A 16,948-nucleotide genomic window follows, 5' to 3' on the forward strand; every position below is an offset into this window, starting at 1 on the left:
GGACAGCCGCAACATCAGCCATCCTTACTTTCTTACGATTCCTTGCATATATGCTTCTACCAACGCCTTCTCCTGCTTGTTCATAGCATTCCAGGTGGTGAGAAGGCGTTTCTGCTCTTCTGTCAAATTTGGCAGTTCATCGTCCTCCGAGAAAAATTGAGCAAGGGTCATATCCAGCCCTTTGCAAATTTTCTCCAATGTCTGTATGGTTGGAACACTCTGCCTATTCAGCAGTGTGGAAATCGAAGATTGCGAGATGCCAGATTTCTGGGCAAGGCGGTATCTGCTCATTTGCTTCTGTTCACACAACTGTTCTATTCTGTCAATGATATAGTTCTCAGCCGACAAGTAATCTACACCTCACTTCCGAAGTCTTTACCCATATTGTACTTGGAAATGGGGTTTCTTATTAGATTGCCACTGACGAACTACTTTACTTTGGAGTTGCGATATATGTAGGTAAAAAAATAAGGTTGCGATTCCAGTATAGCATAATGCTATCGGCGCGAAAATACTTTCGCACAAAATACTTCGGTATTGCTATGCAAGTTGATACGCAATGCCGAATTAGATATAATTTTCTTTGGCTCTGCTATGCAGGGTACGGTACTGGTAACGACCCACCAGGATAGGAAGGGGGTGTTTCAACTGAAAGGGAAATTAGAGTTGTCTGCGAAATGGCAAGGGTCATCAAAAGCCGAAAAGCGAAAGGCTGCAAAGAACCGTATTAAAAACGCTTATGATAATGAAGCGGAGGTAGAGATCGTACCTGCCGTGTCCGAGCTGGAGGCGGACAAACCAAAAATCATACGGGTTGCAGCCTACTGCCGAGTCAGCACTGATGAAGATGCCCAGGCTGGTAGTTATGAATTGCAAGTCCAATACTATACCGAACTCATCACCAGAAACCCGGACTGGGAGTTAGTAAAAATATATGCCGATGAGGGTATCTCCGGCACAAATGTCACCAAACGAATGCAGTTCCAGGAAATGATACGAGATTGCTACGATGGAAAAATCGATCTGATTATCACAAAGTCCATCAGCCGCTTTGCTCGTAACACCTTGGACTGCATTTCTTATGTCCGACAATTACGAAGCCTTGAACCTCCTGTGGCAGTATTTTTTGAAAACGAAAATCTGAATACCACTGACCGAAGGAACGAGGCTTTCATCGCCATGCTCAGTAGCGTGGCACAGGGTGAGTCAGAGAATAAATCCGAAGCTATCAAATGGTCAATCAAGCGGCGGTTTCAAAAAGGACTGCCACTCTGCCCGACTTGGGCACTCCTCGGCTATACCACAGACGATGATGGAAATATGAATGTTGTGGAAGACGAAGCCGCCGTGGTTCGCTTCATCTATGAGAACTATTTGGATGGGTGGAGCGTTAAAGAAATCGCTGATGAATTGACACGGCTCGAAATCCCCACTGTCAAAGGAGTGGGGAAATGGAGTGCCGGAACGCTCTATAGTATGCTCCATAATGAACGCTACTGCGGCGATGTCGTTATGCAGAAAACCTACACACCAGACTGTTTATCCCACCGTTCCGTAAAGAATCGTGGTCAAGAACGCAAGTACATTATGCGTGACCACCATCCGGCTATCATACCACGAGAGCAATGGGATGAGGTGCAGGAATGCTTAAAGATCCGGCGGAGAAAGCACAAAAAGCAAATCCGCCAGGATACGTCCGTGACTCTCCAGTTTATTAGACGCGGGCGAATGAAAGGATATCTTGTACTTGACCCGCACTGGTCAAAACGTGATGTACCAAAAATCCAAGAAAAACTACAAAAGAGAGGTAATGTAAAATGTTAGAAAATTTCCAGGTAATCGAGATCAAAAAGACTGTAGCAAAGAAAGAGGCTCCGCTGAATGTTATCGTGGAGCCGAAACGCATCCGCTTTGTCAAAGCTGTCGTTGAGGTGCTGGGCTACCCAGCGTATGTCCGCTTCCTGTTCAACCTGGAAACCCGCCAGTTCGCCGTACAGGTCGGCAAAGGCAATGAGGGCAACACGGTCAAGTTCTCTAAGGCAAAGGAGGAACAGAAAACCGCTGTCCTCTTCCAGAACGAACCGATGATGGAAGTAATCCGTGGTGCTATGAAGGAATGGGACCCGGAAACCAAGTATATTATGACTGGCGTTTACTCCAAGGAGGATAAGGCGGTCATTTTCGATCTGGCAAAGGGTATCCCTTATGCCCGGAGACACCTTAAGAAAAACATCGAAGAATAAGCACTAAAATAGTAGCCCTCCCACAACGGTTTGGGGGTGGGCTGCTACCCTTTATTCTGTCACTTCGACCGCAAGCTGTGTCCCGTCAAGGAAATGGAACTCCAGCTCGCCGCCATGCCGGACAATCACATAGTCCAGAACCTTGCCGACCAGCAAAAGGTCGATTTCTTTCAGTGGTTTCATCTTGGTAAGCTCCAGCATCTGCTTTGCCCTGAAGCGTTCCAGAGCGTTGCCGTTTTCAGCCTGTGCTTTCCAAGTTTCTGTGAACTCTGCCCGGTTCTCCAGAATGCCATTCCACGCCATGACAAAAGCCACTTGCAAATCCGATTCTTTCAAGTTCTCGCTGTGGCAAGTGACCACACCTTTTTCTCGATAGCGGTTGCCACACTGCCAGACCTTGTAAGTGTTGTTCAGGCGGTACCAGGTACGCCGCCAGAAAACCTTGCCGCACTCTCCGCACAACACTCGGTTGGAAAAGGGCTGCTCATCTGTGTAACGCCCCATCGTCCGCAGACTGTGAGCTGTCATATAATTCTGCCGCCGTTCCAGTTCAAGCTGAACCGCATCCCAATACTCTGGGTCGATGATAGCTTCATGGTCACCCTTGACATGGTACTGTTCCAGTTGACCTTCGTTCTTCACGGTCTTTTTCGTAAGGTAATCGGAAGTGAAAGTCTTCTGCAGAATGGCATCGCCCATATATTTCTCATTCCGTAAGATTCCAAAAATCGTGCTGGCCTGCCACTTTGCTTCGCCCATGCATCCCGGAATTCCTTCATCCCGAAGGCGGCGGCTGATAACATCAGGATTGATGCCGTTCATGAACTCCGTATAAATCCGGCGCACAATCGCCGCCTGTTCCTCGTTGATGACCAGATTGCCTTTCTCGTCCTTGTCGTAGCCCAGAAAACGGTTCGTGTTCAGATGCAGAACCCCCTGTTTGAAAAGGGACCGGATACCCCACTGGCAGTTTTCCGAGATGGAACGGCTCTCGTCCTGTGCCAAGGAAGAAAGAATGGTGAAAAGCAGCTCACCAGAACTGTCCATCGTGTTGATACCTTCCTTCTCAAATTGGATTCCGATGCCCAGGTCTTTTAGCTTTCTGGAGTAATTCAAGCAGTCCTGCGTGTTACGGGCAAAACGGCTAATGGATTTTGTGATGATCAAGTCGATTTTTCCGGCTTCGCAGTCTGCAATCATGCGGTTGAAATCATCTCTGCGTCTGGTGTTGGTGCCGGAGATGCCTTCATCAGCATAAATGTCAGCCAGTTCGTAGTTCGGATTCCGATTGATGTATTCGGTGTAGTAGGTCACCTGGTTTTCAAAGCTGTTGATCTGCTCTTCATGGTCGGTGGAAACTCGGCAATAAGCAGCCACCCGGATTTTTCGGTCTGTCACAGTAGCTCGATTGCTCAGGCCACGCCGTGCAGGAATGTGTACGATTTCTCTTGCCATATAAATCAGTCCTCTCTTTTGAATGCGTCATATTCATCTTTGGGGTAAGCGGTAAACCGCCGCATCCCATATTCATCTTCATATTGAACCGCTACAATCGGCTCTGTAATCTCACCCCAGTCGTTTGCCACTTCTGCAGGTAGCCAGATTCCCTTGCAGGCATCCTTGCCGACCTTGAGGTTTGTTTTGCAAGCCCAGTATTCGTTTTTGCCCTTGCCCCATTTATGAATCAACTTCTCACCGCAAATGGGGCAGTATATCAGATTGGAAAGTGGGTAGGTATTTCGGCTACTCCGTGGCTTGTCCGGCTTTGGAGGGGCTGGCTTTTGCAGATGTTCGCTCCGTTTCCGCAAAATTTCCTGCACCTTGTCCCACTGTTTAGGCGGTACAATGGGTTGGTGGTTCTCTGCAATGTACCACTGGTCAACCTGTCCTTCATTCTTGCGTTGCTTGCGGCGGCTGTCCCTATAGGTCTTTTGCAAAATCAGATCACCCTTATAGGAAACATTATGGAGAACACGGAACACCGCCGTGTCATCCCAATCCCCACCAGCACACCCTGGAACACCATTTTTATTGAGGTATTGCTTAATCTTGCTGGGCCAGATGCCTTGCTCCGCCAAGTCGAACATCTGCCGCACAACTGCGGCTTTTTCCTCATCAACTACGATGTCACCCTGGGCATTGGCTTTGTATCCGAAGGTGCTTTCCAAACCGTGGGCAGGAATTCCACTTTCAAATTTTCGCTTATAGGTCATCTTCGCATTAGCGGATGCGCCTTCACTCTCGGCCTGGGCAAATGCTGCAAGGATGGTCAACATCAACTCACCTGCGCCGGACAGCGTGTTGATGTTCTGAATTTCAAAAAAAATACCGACACCTATGCTTTTCAGTTCTCTGGTGAACTTGAGCACAGTTTCGGTATTTCTTGCGAATCGGGATATGCTTTTTACTACGATTAAATCTATATTGCCAGCCCTGGCATCCTCTATCATCTTCTGAAATCCGGGGCGGTTTTCCTTATAGCCAGAAATGCCCTGGTCAGAGTAGATGCCAACGAACTCCCATTCTGGATTGGCGGTAATAAAGCCTTTGAAATAGGTGGTCTGGTTTTCCAGGGAGTCTTCCTGTTGAAGACTGTCAGTGGATACTCGCACATAGGCGCAGACCTTTTTCTTCTGCTGGTGTACTGCCTTCGTGGGCTTGATTACCTTAATTCTCATGCTCTGTTCCTCCTTCCTTTTGTGGTAGTCTATATATCACTCTACGCCGCCGATTAGTCAAGCAATAGCCGTGCTATTTTTCGGTGAATTTTTGTGTGTAAAAAAGGAAGCCCGGCAGCTCATGCCACCGGGCAAAACCTTACAGCTTGATTGCGTAATCGAGGGAAATCCAGCCGTTACGCTTGTCCGCATAGGACTTCAGAAGTCCCCACTTGGTAGCACCAAGACCGGTCGCTTCCTCAACGATTGTGAACACCCCAGCCCCAGTGAACTTGTACCACTTGGCATAGTTCGTACCAGGACCCTTGCGGATATTGAGGTCGGAAATCTTGACCCGAACCTTATACGGCACTTTGCTGGTTGTTGGAGCAGACGGGGTGGTCTGCTGACTGCCACCTAGATTTGCAGTGACCCTCGCTGCCAGATCACCAAGCCTTGCATAGAGCCAGTTGCCCGGACAGCTTTTGTTCGCAAACCAGCGGTGAACCGTCAGCACCATCTCATCGGTTTTCAGCTTGTAGTTCAGAGTCGTATTCTTGTCCCCAAGCCAGAGCAGTTTCTTCTTACCGTTCCGCTTGCAGACATCGGTGCAGAGCTTCACCAAAGATTCGTACACTGCAGTATTCATCGCATACGGCTCAGACATATCACTGGCACACTCGATGGTGATGGCTCTCTGGTCATTGGCGGCACTGGAAGAACACCAGCTACGGTTCTTCTCTTCCACGCAAAGGGAAATCTGACCGTCCTTGCCAATGCCGTAGTTACAGCTTGCCTGTCTGGACGGACTGGTAAAGCAACCGCAGATGCTCTCGCAGGAGAGCTGACCCACCACGCAATGTGGCGTGATGCGGTCAATGCTGTGGGTTCTCTGCCCAGAATGATTCGGGCTGAGTTTGGTATAGGATACTAGGGAACTATTTGTGTAAGCCATATTATTCATCCTCACTTTCCGAGCGGTCATGGAGCTGCTCTAAAACGGTCTTGATCTTTTCCGGCACAGGCAGACCAAGGTGCGCCGCATTCTCCAGAAGGCTCACGCCCTCATTGGAGATGTAGAAGAAAATGACTGCGGTTCGCAGAACACTGCCGGTTCCGATGACCTGCACGTCAAGAATGTTTGCAATCCCGACCAGCAGGAAAATCAGTACCTTCCGGCAGATGCCCCGGAACCCCACTTCACTGGAGAGGGTCTTATCGTTGATGGCACACATCACACCCGTGATGTAGTCGATGACTACAAAGGCAATGAGGGCATAAAGCAGGCCATCGCAGCCACCGAGAAAGTAGCCGAGCCACCCTCCAATGGCAGTGAAAATAAGCTGAATCGTGTTCCAGAATTCTTTCATGGTGTTTGTCCTCCTTAAAATTGGTATAAAAAAACACCTCCGCAGAGATGCTTAGTTTCAATGTTGCAAAGGATCATTCCTCTGTAATGGTATATGTGATTTTCATGGTCTTATCTGCAGTCTTGATAACTGGAGAACTGAGGTTATTGATAGTGGCAAGATACGGAGTGAACAAATAAAGTTCACGATATAGGTCGTAATCTGATGAATACCGATACATCCACTCTCTAACTGCATACGTCTTATACCTGCTCATCTGGTTTCTCCCCCACTCAATACGACTTGCATCAGGGGTGCCTTGGAGATAAAGTTTTGGCTCACCGTCCAGGAAATACCAGCCATTAATCACAATGTCATCATCCACAATATAAGTCCAGATACTTGAAGAATTATATGTGATATTCGGCACCAGTTCGATATTTGCCACATTAGTTGTATCAATACGGTAGACTTTTGTTTCTGTATAACACATCAACCATTTACCACTCATTCCAAAACTATAAAATTCTCTGATACCACTGGGAGCTACAATCTTCTGCGTGGTGCATTTATCGCCATCAATACAATCCATGTACCACTCATAATTTACACGGTCATAATATTCTCTACCACTACTGGTGTAACTGTACTTAAGGTTTTCACATCTAACTAATCCATACCACTTTCCATCTGTTCCATGATACAGATAATTCCAAATGTCGGAATTGTTACTATAAGGTTCGTCCGTTCCATCCTTGCTCCCGCCACTGTAATGACAATATCTCGGATAATGATTCAATTCGATGGATGTTTCCTCACTAGCTTCACAGGCCATGCGCGTCAATGGTCGGTCGATCAATGTTGCATGAAGATAATCATCCTGAATTTTTCTAAGCGTTGCTTGTGTAGAGTTATTGTGGGTTGTCATCTCCAATCTATATCCTTCACCAATATAAATGCGCTTATTGTCTCGCAAACAATATGGCTCATAAATATTGTTTACATTTGTCGACCAGGTTCCGATACGAACCATGTAATTCCCATCATATTGTGTCCCTTTTCCGGCTAGTGTATTGGATAAGCAGATTGCTGAAATGGTTCCGTTTGCCTGGGATGTCGCAAAATCCCATACAAAGCGGTATCCACCATCAACCACTTTGCTCTCTGTGAGGTTTCGGCTTCCCCTTCGAATATCCTCGGTATTGTTTGCATCATCCGATGCATAGCCGATTAGCGGATTATTCATTGGTGCATAGATATTATCCGCCTGCTCTTCTATCGCATTCTGATATAAAAGGATACCACCCATAATGTTTTTCTTTATCGGCAACATCCAATTATCTCCACTAGAATTATTAAATCCAGTACTGTTATACAGCATTCCTCTAATATTGCAGTTTAGAACATCCATTACCGCTTCGGTCACCAAGTTGGTATCTTCGTAATGTTCCACTCTTCCAGTATGAACATCTGTAAGTTCTATTACGCTTTTTCCTTTTAGCATTATTATTCCTCCGCATTCAGATAGTCGGTTGTGACAGATTTTAAATAACCATCCGCACCGCTGATGATAAACCGATATTTCAATTGTCCTGTGGTAGCTTTCTCCGCCCATGAATCCACGCTGATAGCCTCCAGCGCAACCTTTGACATTCCAGATTTTTCCTCGGACAGCTTTGCCCACACCGCATTGGTACAACTCCACCAAGATTCTCCATTATCAAAAGAAACCGCAAACAATACCTCATCGGAACAGTCTGCTGTCACTTTCTCAATTCCGAGGATCGTGGAATCTGACATATTAATATTCTCAGAGTAAAGCACTTGTGGGATTGGTATCCCTGTATAATTTACTTTCAAATCTGGGAAGAGATTCTCAGAATCATGCCAATAAAGTATGGTCGGGTCATGTAGCGTAATGAGCAGTTTTCCATTTGGGATATCCTGCGTACCTTGCGTTTCAAATAACTCAGCCGTAAGTTTTGTTTCCACCAACTTAACAAGTGCACCATCTCCTACGGTATAAAGTGCGCCATCTACATCTGAAATAAGATACCTTCGATTGTACGGATCAAGAAAAACAGGTGCATGATCCATATATTCAAAGCCGTTCCCATTTTCATCCTTTGGCCTAAAAGAAATAACCTTTCCTGTAAGGGCGGTAAAGGGTATCGTGCTATTGCCAGTTACAAGGCAAGAATCTGCCAGATAACTACTGTTAGTCGGAATTGTATCGAAGTAGACACAGATTTCCCCAGTATCAAAGAGAATAGCATCCCAGACCATTTTAGTTTCATCATTCCGCTTACCGTGTACAGAATAGCCTTCCCACCGAATTCGGAGGAAGCGATATGTCCCCCAGATTGTGCCTTCCTCTCTTCGGAGTGTCATAAGATCCGTATCTCGGCGGACAATTTTAAGCTGCTCTACATTCTCCCCAAAGCCAATCCATGAGTTGCCACTGACATAAAGAGTGGATGCCACTTTCCCTTTATACTGAAACCAGGCAGCCCCCTCTACCGTATCTGTTCCATCATCCTGCAGTGAATTATTACGAAGAATCTCCATGTGCTCCGTGCTTTTCAGAAGATCTTCAATCCTTCCATAATCAAACATTGCTTACCTCCAGTTCTTCTATATCTGCCATATCTCCAATCCCCATAGAAAATGCTGCAAGCCGCCCACGGTTAATTTTCTGATTCTGCCCAGAAACTTGTCTACTGAAAGACGTTTTCAGTTTTACCGCATCTCCGACCTGTTCTGTTAATTCGCTGAATGAAAGATTGCCTGGGTACAGCACCTCCATATTGATAAATGGAAACGTTTCAAATGGCTGAATTGTAAGTGCTGTCAGGCTATCGAAGTTTTCGGTCGGAATCACAAGCTTCAGCATCCGGCCACGGTCGAGGCGGATACTGCTATTCCCAGAGAGGGCATAGTCCTTACGAAGCCTAAACACATCCTCGGCAAGAACATATTCTTTCTTGTAATTCATCTTCTTTTTATCATCCGTTTCGACAACATCACGAACGATTGGTGCAAAGAGTCGAAGCGTGTCCTTCATAGAGCGCATTGGCATTCCGATTAAAGAGATCGATGCCACATGGTCATTTAATCCTGTCTTTTTCGGTGACAGGAAATGTACCATAACAACATCCTGCAACGTGTGCGTTGGCATTGAGGAAAGAAGGAGCTTCTTCATTGTCTCTTCTGCCGTGATTTTTCCATCCCAGCGTTCCTGCACACCAAGTCCTTGACCCGTAATAGTTGCCATAATATTCTGTGCTTCGATATGACCAGCTCCATTTTTCATGGAAATCAACACCTCAAAGGTATGAAGCTGATTCGCCGTAAGCTCCATAATTGGATAATACAGGGTCAGCAAATGCTTGCCGCTTAGCCACGACTCTTTCGGATGGAATTCTTCCACCTCATGCCCATCCAGCACATAAAAAACAGAGAGTTCTGTTTTTCCATCCTCATCCCAGGATAGCGGAAACGAAATCACTTTCTTATTTTCAACCGTTGTTCCATTGTCATCAGTCGTTGTTCCAAGATCGATAGTTGTTTCTGCTGTAAGCGTTCTTGTATCTGGATTACTCTCCACTTGAAGAATTGCTTGAGCATGGAATTCTGCATTAGTCTCATCGCCGGATGCAAATTCCATATTGATAATCGATAGCTTTTCCGCACCTACATCCAATGCCAATGCATTAGCGAAAGTGTATATACTCAGCTTTGTCTCTCCAATAGAATTAATAAGACCTGTGATGTTCTTATCATTTTTGCTCTTGGCTGCTGCCAGTCTTGGATTCTTTCCAACACATTTCACAGTCTGTTTTCCATTGATTTTCGTGTAAATGGATGTAATTGCAGATTGTTTGGTTTCATCTGCATGACCACCCGTAAATCGAAGCACATCACCAAGATCAAGCGCAGGATTTCCAATCGTATCTGAATCAAACGGCACGTATTCCACTGATGTGATAACATCAAGTATTGCATTGATGATACGTTTTCTTGTTTCCTCCAGCCCAAACTGTAAAAGCGGATTAACACCAAGATTCATCGTCAGCCCATCATCTGGAGATTTCGCATAGTACTCTGCTTTTTCTGTCCTTTTATTCGTGGAACTAACCGCCGTATATCTCGTAACAAAATCTGAAAAACTGCTACTGAAGCGGTGCCGGATATCAACCGCCATGACTGCTGTATTTCCATAGGCAGAAAGATTTAGTCTGCCGAAACGATCAATAATCGCAAAGCACCCAAGTGTCTGTGCTAAATAATAAAGAAAATCGCGCCAAGATTCTATGTCATTATCCTGGTAGATGCCAAGAAGCTCAGTGCCGTTTGGCATAGCTTCAATCTCCTCTTTTGTCTGGGCAAGTTCTATATGGCAGGCTTTTGATAAAAGAGAAAGGAACTCGTAAGGATACGCACTGGACAGCCCCTTACTGAAATTCTTATCCAAATTTAACATTCCATCGTAGGCTTTTAATTCCAAGGTCTTGATGCATCGGTTTGCTTCAGCAACATAAAACACACCCATCGGTACTTCTTCCTCTGTTTCATCTTCATATACCAGATGGAACGACAGTCTGATTTCTGCTTCCTCCAGAGTATAGCGGTCAATGTCCAAATAAAGGCTGATTCCCATTTCGGCTGCATACACCGTTCCAAGTTCAATTTCTGTGTTTCCACAGCACTGCCGATTGATGTAACCGGAACCTTTCACAATGTCATCATTTCCAAACTCATAGGTCTGATTTGTCTTTGTCGTGATGCTGCCCGTCCAGTAAAATGTACGGGTGTTTTTCTGCACCGCGTCCATGAATTTATCGCTGACTGGATACATCAAAACACCCCTTTCTTAGAACTCATTCAGCGTAAAGGATACCTTCCACAGTCCTTTGTAGGAGGTGTCCTTTTCCAGCTTTGCTTTATATCCCGTGATATACATCTCGGCTTCTTTCTGTTCCAGCGTTTCCGTATCAAAGAATCGAACGCTGATCTTTGCTTTCTGCTTATACACGGTCAGCTTCTTTAGCCACCGTGGAGTTACAGAAAAATCAACGGATATGGTGTGAACGCCGGAACGCACCACATCCCGCTGGGTAGTCCCAGCTTCTGTTTCGCCGGAGGAATCCGCCTCCACATCGTCCATCGCAACATCGTAGGAAGTTGGCAAAGGAAGATCCTCACCATCAAAAACGAGATACTGTATAAATGCCATCGGTGCACACCTCCTTATCTGCCGCCGGAACGAAGGCTCTGACGCTTCTGGGCATCCACGATCACTTCGTCCAGCAGGTTATTTCCCAGATAGACTGGAATAGAAATCATGCCTGTGTTCTGGCTGCCCATACCATCCAGTATCTCACGGATACCAGAAAGCAGACTGGACACAGTTCCATCAGACACACCGCCATTGGTACTGCTGCCGCCAGCCATCTGCAGTGCAGATACCTGTGGATTGATGACCATGTCAGCAGCTACCCCAGACACAGCCTTCTCTACCAGACCACGGCTCTTTTCGATGCCCTTTGCCAGACCAGACATGAAGTCCGGCATCCAGCTCTCGTAATCCGTCAAAGGTCCTTCGTCCGGGATCGAGAAATGCAGAACGGAACGAATCTTATTTGCTACTCCTGTCACGGCATCGGTAACTGCGCTGATGCAGGACTTGATACCGTTGACGATGCCCATGACCAGGTCTTTGCCCCAGTTGAACGCCTGGGATGCAAGCCCCTTCACATAGCCGACCGCTTTCTCAAAGCCGGAGTGAATGACCGTGTAGATCTGACCGATGATGCTGCCGATGGCGGATTTTACATTGTTCCAGATACTCGTGATGACCGACTTGATCGTGTTCATCACAGAAGAAATCATGGATTTAATGCTGTTCCAAGCCGAGGACACTACACCCTTGATGGCGTTCATCACTGTGGTGACTGCATTTTTAATGGCATTCCACACAGTCGTGACTACACCTTGGATTGCTGTCAGAACTGTAGTAACTACGGACTGAATTGCCGTCCAGACGGTCTGGAATACATTCTTGATGCCCTCCAGCACAGGGGTAAGGAAAGCAACGATGCCGTTCCAGATTTCCTGTATCTTCTGGGACACAGCCGTGAAAGCCCGCTCGATCAGAATACGGATGGCTTCAAATATGGTCTCGAATAAATACCGAAACGCCTCCAGTAGCGGAGAAATCGTATCATAGATGCTCTGCCATACAGAGGTGATCGTATTCCAGATCGTGGTCATTACACCGCTGATGCTCGTCCACGCCGCCGTGAACACCCCCGTGATGCCTTCCCATAGAGTTGTGAAAAATCCAGAGATCACCCCCCATACCGTCTGGGCAATACCAAGGATGGACTCCCATGCCGTAGACAGGAACGAGGTGATGGCATTCCAAGCTGTGGTGACCGCCTGCTTGATGCCCTCCCACAAGTTGATCCAGAACTGCCGGAACCCCTCGCAGTTATTCCAGAGATAAATGAAAGCTGCAACCAGAGCGGCAATCGCTGCAATAATAAGAGTGATGGGGTTTGCCAGCATGGTCAGATTCAGCGCGGCAAAGGCTCCCTTCACCACATTGATGGCTCCAGCAATCTTCGGTACGATGGTCATAATCGTACCAATGGCACTGACCACCTTACCAATCACTATCAGCACAGGTCCCAATGCCGCCGCAAGCAATGCCACGGTCATTACGACCTTCTTCGTGCCTTCGCCCATACTGTTAAGCCAATCCACGAACTTCTGAATCCAGCCAACAATCGTGCGGATCGCAGGCATGAGCAACTCGCCAAAGGAAATGGCAAGCTCCTCAAGCTGAGATTTTAAGATGGTAAGCTGACCTTCCAGGTTATCCTGCATGGTTGTAGCCATCTTTTCTGCGGTACCGTCACAGTTGGTGATGGCACTGTTCAGCTTTTCAATATCGCTTGGTGCAGCATTCATCACGGCAAGGAAGCCGGACATCGCATTTTTGCCTACCAGAGCTTCCGCATTTGCAGAACGCTCGGATTCGGACATCTGGGAAAATGCTACTCGGCAATCCGCCAGAATATCTCCAAGGCTTCTCATGCTACCATCCGCATTGGTGGTCTGAACCGTCATCTCGCCAAAGGCAGCACCAGAGAATTTGACCTCGCCAGTGAGGTTTGTCAGCATAGTACGCATGGCAGTACCAGCCTGGGAGGACTTGATACCCGCATTCGCCATCAAGCCGATGGCTTCCGCTGTGTCCTCGGCAGTGAATCCCAACGCACCCGCAACAGGCGCACAATACTTGAAAGTTTCGCCCATCATGCTAACGTTCGTATTCGCATTGGAAGACGCTGCTGCAAGAATATCAGCAAAATGCCCTGAGTCTGCGGCAGACAGACCCAGGGCGGTAAGTGCGTCAGTAACGATATCAGATGTGGTTGCCAAGTCCTCGCCGGACGCTGCGGCAAGGTTCATAATGCCTTCGATGCCATCCAGCATATCACCAGTTTTCCAGCCGGCCATCGCCATGTAATTCATTGCTTCGGCGGCTTCGGCTGCGGAGAACTTCGTCTTAGCACCCATCTCTCTGGCTTTATCCCGCAGGGCTTCCAGATCGGAACCCGTAGCCCCAGACACCGCCGCCACCTGGCTCATGGCACTGTCGAAGTCAGCGGCGGTCTTTACTGCCGCTGTACCAAGGGCGGTAACGGCACCCGTGACGGGGAGGAGCTTCTTTCCGGCAGATTCGATGTTGGAACCTACCGTCTGTAGCTTTTCACCCGTGGCAGAAATCTTCTGCAGGGCAGTCGCAGATTGATTTGCCTGTTCTTCCAGGCGTTTCAGCTCCTGCTCGGTTTCCACGATCTCACGCTGGAGTCCATCATACTGTTCCTGGGTGATCGTACCGTTCTTTAGAGCTTCGTTTGCCTGTTCCTGAGCGGTTTTCAGAGTCTGGAGTTTATTCTTCGTTTCCTCCACAGCTTGTCCGAGCAGCTTATGCTTCTGGGCTAACAGTTCTGTATTGCTAGGGTCCAGTTTCAGAAGTTTCTCTACATCCTTAAGCTGGGACTGCGTGGACTTGATTTCTTTGTTTACATTTGCGAGGGCCTTGGTAAGCCCGGTAGTATCACCGTTGATCTCAACCGTGATGCCTTTGATACGGTTTGCCACGCAAGGTCACCTCCTTAGAATCTATCCATATCTTCCTGGCTGGCAAGCTGCGGATATTTGTAATCGTCATTGCTGCTCTCGGCATACATATCATTCACCAGACCTATCGACAGCAGGTCCAGGTCACGAATAGAGATGCCAAGCTGTACACACCGCAAAAGGAACAGCGGCGTTGTCATTTCGCGCTCACTTTTGCGAAGTTTTTTTTAGACTCAACCTCAGACTGTACATTCAATCCCCAAAGCTCGATGATCTCCGGCAAGACTTGGTAGATGGAGAAGGTGTTAAACTCGTCCAGCCAATCTTCCGGGGAGTCCGGCACAGCCGTGGGGTCTGCGTGTTTCGCCATAACAAAAGCAATGTTCTCGAACATCTCCAGAGAGAAAAGGTCAAGGCTGGACTGCTCCTCGCTGGAGGAATCCACAGCCTTCTCCAAATCACGGAGGTCTTTGTAAATATCACGATGGAATTTCAGACGATAGATACGGGGAATCGCCGCACTCGCCTTAAACATCACATCCTTGCCATCAATATTGATTTTCTTCGTCATTCCCATGATCCTTTACCTCCTTCACTTAAGAGCCGGACTTCGTAGAAGCAGACTTAGCTGCAGGCTGAACTGCGGCCTGTGCCTCGGCAGTCGGCATATACACAGATTTGTACCAGTCATTGTAGACCGTGGCATCCGTGGTGTTACCAGTCTTGGCCTTGACCATACCGTTCGCCAGCGGCGTGGCCTTGATAGTCAGCGTTTCCGTCTGGACTTCCTTGCTGTCCTCATTGGTCTTACCCTCAATGCCCGGACGGGATGCAGAGCAGTTATAGAGCACATGGCGAATGTGTTTCTGGTCACCATCGAACTCGAAAAGCAGGGCGAAGGATGCCAGCTCGACCTCAGAGTTCTCGATGAGGACACCCTTGGCATCTAGCTTTTCCTTCAGAACATCCGTCCGAAAACTCTCCGGGATCATGGCAAGCTCCAGATCGCCGTCATAACCCATGTTGTTATTGATGACATAGTAGGCCACACCGTCTGCATAGAAGTTCTCCGGCTCGCCATTTGCATCCAGAGAAATGGATACGGAACCGGGCATCGGGGTCGGTGCAGCGTAAGACACTGCTCCGTCCTCTGCAATCGTCAGCAGGGCGTAGTGTGCATTTTTAAGGTTGAATTTGACCTTATTGTTCTTATCAGGCATAGTTAAACCTCCAATTCATAAAGCACCTCGTACAGACCCTCACTGGCGATCCATACTTCGGTCTTGTTGTAAAACAGTTCATGTTTAGAAAGCACCGCCTCGATACGGGCTTCCAGTGGCGGATCTTTCTTATCCGTGTATAGCTCCAGATTCAGCCGGGAAATAGCAAAGTACACGATGCCATCTGCGGCAAAGTTATCCGAACCCGGATACAGAAAAATCAAAAAAGGAGGGTCTGGTGACTCTCCCTCGGCAAAATGGTCATACGCATGGGGAAGACCCATCTCAGTGACCATTGCTACTACTTCTTCACAGCTCATCCAGACAGTCCCTCCTTAATCCTATCTTCCAGGTCACGGATGCCTTTTTCTTCGGCAGCAGCGATATGTGGCCTTGCGGCAACCCGACCACCGCCACGCTTGGCATGACCGTGTTCCAGCAGATGGGCAATCTGATAGCGATTGGCAGAATGAACGGTCATCTCCAGCTTAGTGGAGGTTTCCGTCTGCTTTGATGCCCGCCAACTCTTGCTGTAGGCCCCGGTGTCTTTCGGAGCATGGGCTTCGATTTCATCTTTTACGGTCTTGGCAGAGTGCCGCACGGCTTTCTTCATCGTGTCAGTAGCAAGGTCTGCATATTCCTCCAGACCTTCCACGATAGCATCTGCCAGACCGTCAACAGGCACACTCCTACCCATTCCATCACCTCCGAACCTTGGTGGCAGTCAGCTTCAGCGTTTCGTGTCGGAACTGAAAATCATCCACAAGTGTAATGTTGTAAATACCGCCCTCAAACAGAATACGGTAATGATCGCTGTCCATATCCTTGAGTGCCGCACAATAACGCACCATGAAAGTATAGCTATCTGAAGCTACGGTCTGTCCTGCAACTTCCTGCTCCTGTCCGGCTGTCTTACCAGTGGCAAGATTCGCATAGGCATAACAGGAATAGTACTCTTTCCAGACTGCCGTATGATTGCCAATGGTATCCGTTTCTACGATATTTTTCTGAATAGTGATGCGGGAACGCATCTTGGAAATCTCCATCAGAAGACCTCCTTTCGGCTTCCACCTAACAAGCCCCGAAGCGTAAGTGCCAAATCGTGATAGTCTGCTTCTTCTCGGTGTTCGTACATATAGGCGGCTGCATATAGGATTGCTACATCACCAAGGGCAGAGTTATTCAGTACGGCAATATCCGATGTCATCAGTACATCCATGCACAGCTTTTTTGCGGCGGTTAAGATGTTCTCTATCAGCTTGTCATCGTCATTGTAATCAACCCGGAGGTATTGTTTCGCATCCTTCAATGAAACCATATCAATC

19 protein-coding genes are annotated in these 16,948 nt (G+C 47.6%); 2 read left to right on the top strand and 17 right to left on the bottom strand.

Going from position 1 to position 16,948, the window contains the following annotated elements:
- Positions 1-24: 24 nt before the first annotated feature.
- On the bottom strand, positions 25-348 hold the full coding sequence (locus DWZ76_RS08170; protein WP_118472377.1) for a helix-turn-helix transcriptional regulator: 324 nt from the start codon (positions 346-348) through the stop codon (positions 25-27).
- Positions 349-639: 291 nt separating this feature from the next.
- Here DWZ76_RS08170 and DWZ76_RS08175 point away from each other — a divergent pair, with 291 nt between their 5' ends.
- Together DWZ76_RS08175 and DWZ76_RS08180 are read left to right on the top strand one after the other, a co-directional pair.
- Entirely contained in the window at positions 640-1,824 is a 1,185-nt protein-coding gene (locus DWZ76_RS08175) for a recombinase family protein (protein ID WP_182431293.1), read from the top strand.
- Complete coding sequence (locus DWZ76_RS08180; RefSeq protein WP_118472379.1) at positions 1,818-2,243, top strand: hypothetical protein; 426 nt, start codon at positions 1,818-1,820, stop codon at positions 2,241-2,243. The genes DWZ76_RS08175 and DWZ76_RS08180 overlap by 7 nt, the downstream gene beginning before the upstream one ends.
- Before the next feature lie 51 nt (positions 2,244-2,294).
- Here the strand turns inward: DWZ76_RS08180 and DWZ76_RS08185 are convergent, their stop codons facing one another.
- The 16 genes from DWZ76_RS08185 to DWZ76_RS08255 form a co-directional block, all read right to left on the bottom strand.
- Positions 2,295-3,698: a recombinase family protein gene (locus tag DWZ76_RS08185; protein WP_118472380.1), complete on the bottom strand. Its 1,404-nt coding sequence runs from the start codon at positions 3,696-3,698 to the stop codon at positions 2,295-2,297.
- Between the two features lie 5 nt (positions 3,699-3,703).
- On the bottom strand, positions 3,704-4,921 hold the full coding sequence (locus DWZ76_RS08190) for a recombinase family protein (RefSeq protein ID WP_118472381.1): 1,218 nt from the start codon (positions 4,919-4,921) through the stop codon (positions 3,704-3,706).
- A 139-nt stretch (positions 4,922-5,060) separates the two neighbouring features.
- Positions 5,061-5,855, bottom strand: a complete 795-nt coding sequence (locus DWZ76_RS08195) for an N-acetylmuramoyl-L-alanine amidase (RefSeq protein ID WP_118472382.1) — start codon at positions 5,853-5,855, stop codon at positions 5,061-5,063.
- A 1-nt stretch (position 5,856) separates the two neighbouring features.
- Positions 5,857-6,270, bottom strand: coding sequence for a phage holin family protein (locus DWZ76_RS08200; protein WP_118472383.1), 414 nt, complete (start codon positions 6,268-6,270; stop codon positions 5,857-5,859).
- 73 nt (positions 6,271-6,343) lie between these two features.
- Positions 6,344-7,753 (bottom strand): hypothetical protein, encoded by a 1,410-nt coding sequence (locus DWZ76_RS08205; protein ID WP_118472384.1) that lies wholly within the window; start codon positions 7,751-7,753, stop codon positions 6,344-6,346.
- Between the two features lie 2 nt (positions 7,754-7,755).
- Positions 7,756-8,865, bottom strand: coding sequence for a hypothetical protein (locus tag DWZ76_RS08210; RefSeq protein WP_118293530.1), 1,110 nt, complete (start codon positions 8,863-8,865; stop codon positions 7,756-7,758).
- Positions 8,858-10,987 (bottom strand): hypothetical protein, encoded by a 2,130-nt coding sequence (locus DWZ76_RS08215; RefSeq protein WP_207663645.1) that lies wholly within the window; start codon positions 10,985-10,987, stop codon positions 8,858-8,860. Before DWZ76_RS08215 ends, DWZ76_RS08210 begins: the two co-directional genes overlap by 8 nt.
- 135 nt (positions 10,988-11,122) lie before the next feature.
- Positions 11,123-11,485: a hypothetical protein gene (locus DWZ76_RS08220; protein ID WP_118293532.1), complete on the bottom strand. Its 363-nt coding sequence runs from the start codon at positions 11,483-11,485 to the stop codon at positions 11,123-11,125.
- 14 nt (positions 11,486-11,499) lie between these two features.
- On the bottom strand, positions 11,500-14,424 hold the full coding sequence (locus tag DWZ76_RS08225) for a phage tail tape measure protein (RefSeq protein ID WP_118472386.1): 2,925 nt from the start codon (positions 14,422-14,424) through the stop codon (positions 11,500-11,502).
- 14 nt (positions 14,425-14,438) lie between these two features.
- Positions 14,439-14,603, bottom strand: coding sequence for a hypothetical protein (locus DWZ76_RS15055; RefSeq protein ID WP_176833757.1), 165 nt, complete (start codon positions 14,601-14,603; stop codon positions 14,439-14,441).
- Complete coding sequence (locus DWZ76_RS08230) at positions 14,600-14,980, bottom strand: hypothetical protein (protein ID WP_118472387.1); 381 nt, start codon at positions 14,978-14,980, stop codon at positions 14,600-14,602. Before DWZ76_RS08230 ends, DWZ76_RS15055 begins: the two co-directional genes overlap by 4 nt.
- A gap of 19 nt (positions 14,981-14,999) precedes the next feature.
- The gene (locus tag DWZ76_RS08235) at positions 15,000-15,623 is read right to left on the bottom strand and encodes a major tail protein (RefSeq protein WP_118472388.1); all 624 of its coding nucleotides are present in this window, start codon (positions 15,621-15,623) and stop codon (positions 15,000-15,002) included.
- A gap of 2 nt (positions 15,624-15,625) precedes the next feature.
- Positions 15,626-15,943 (bottom strand): hypothetical protein, encoded by a 318-nt coding sequence (locus tag DWZ76_RS08240; protein WP_118472389.1) that lies wholly within the window; start codon positions 15,941-15,943, stop codon positions 15,626-15,628.
- The gene (locus DWZ76_RS08245; RefSeq protein WP_118293537.1) at positions 15,940-16,320 is read right to left on the bottom strand and encodes an HK97 gp10 family phage protein; all 381 of its coding nucleotides are present in this window, start codon (positions 16,318-16,320) and stop codon (positions 15,940-15,942) included. Before DWZ76_RS08245 ends, DWZ76_RS08240 begins: the two co-directional genes overlap by 4 nt.
- Before the next feature lie 4 nt (positions 16,321-16,324).
- Complete coding sequence (locus DWZ76_RS08250) at positions 16,325-16,669, bottom strand: phage head closure protein (RefSeq protein WP_118293538.1); 345 nt, start codon at positions 16,667-16,669, stop codon at positions 16,325-16,327.
- The gene (locus DWZ76_RS08255) at positions 16,669-16,941 is read right to left on the bottom strand and encodes a head-tail connector protein (protein WP_118472412.1); all 273 of its coding nucleotides are present in this window, start codon (positions 16,939-16,941) and stop codon (positions 16,669-16,671) included. Before DWZ76_RS08255 ends, DWZ76_RS08250 begins: the two co-directional genes overlap by 1 nt.
- Between the last annotated feature and the right edge of the window lie 7 nt (positions 16,942-16,948).

The organism is Clostridium sp. AF35-15, from assembly GCF_003477745.1.
Taxonomy (GTDB): Bacteria; Bacillota; Clostridia; order Lachnospirales; family Lachnospiraceae; genus Otoolea; species Otoolea fessa.

Coding starts and splice junctions, on each gene's coding strand:
- DWZ76_RS08185 (WP_118472380.1), bottom strand. CDS start 3,698: ATGGCAAGAGAAATCGTACACATTCCTGCACGGCGTGGCCTGAGCAAT.
- DWZ76_RS08195 (WP_118472382.1), bottom strand. CDS start 5,855: ATGGCTTACACAAATAGTTCCCTAGTATCCTATACCAAACTCAGCCCG.
- DWZ76_RS08200 (WP_118472383.1), bottom strand. CDS start 6,270: ATGAAAGAATTCTGGAACACGATTCAGCTTATTTTCACTGCCATTGGA.
- DWZ76_RS08220 (WP_118293532.1), bottom strand. CDS start 11,485: ATGGCATTTATACAGTATCTCGTTTTTGATGGTGAGGATCTTCCTTTG.
- DWZ76_RS08180 (WP_118472379.1), top strand. CDS start 1,818: ATGTTAGAAAATTTCCAGGTAATCGAGATCAAAAAGACTGTAGCAAAG.
- DWZ76_RS08210 (WP_118293530.1), bottom strand. CDS start 8,865: ATGTTTGATTATGGAAGGATTGAAGATCTTCTGAAAAGCACGGAGCAC.
- DWZ76_RS08245 (WP_118293537.1), bottom strand. CDS start 16,320: ATGGGTAGGAGTGTGCCTGTTGACGGTCTGGCAGATGCTATCGTGGAA.
- DWZ76_RS08240 (WP_118472389.1), bottom strand. CDS start 15,943: ATGAGCTGTGAAGAAGTAGTAGCAATGGTCACTGAGATGGGTCTTCCC.
- DWZ76_RS08250 (WP_118293538.1), bottom strand. CDS start 16,669: ATGGAGATTTCCAAGATGCGTTCCCGCATCACTATTCAGAAAAATATC.
- DWZ76_RS08255 (WP_118472412.1), bottom strand. CDS start 16,941: ATGGTTTCATTGAAGGATGCGAAACAATACCTCCGGGTTGATTACAAT.
- DWZ76_RS08235 (WP_118472388.1), bottom strand. CDS start 15,623: ATGCCTGATAAGAACAATAAGGTCAAATTCAACCTTAAAAATGCACAC.
- DWZ76_RS08205 (WP_118472384.1), bottom strand. CDS start 7,753: ATGCTAAAAGGAAAAAGCGTAATAGAACTTACAGATGTTCATACTGGA.
- DWZ76_RS08230 (WP_118472387.1), bottom strand. CDS start 14,980: ATGGGAATGACGAAGAAAATCAATATTGATGGCAAGGATGTGATGTTT.
- DWZ76_RS08190 (WP_118472381.1), bottom strand. CDS start 4,921: ATGAGAATTAAGGTAATCAAGCCCACGAAGGCAGTACACCAGCAGAAG.
- DWZ76_RS15055 (WP_176833757.1), bottom strand. CDS start 14,603: ATGACAACGCCGCTGTTCCTTTTGCGGTGTGTACAGCTTGGCATCTCT.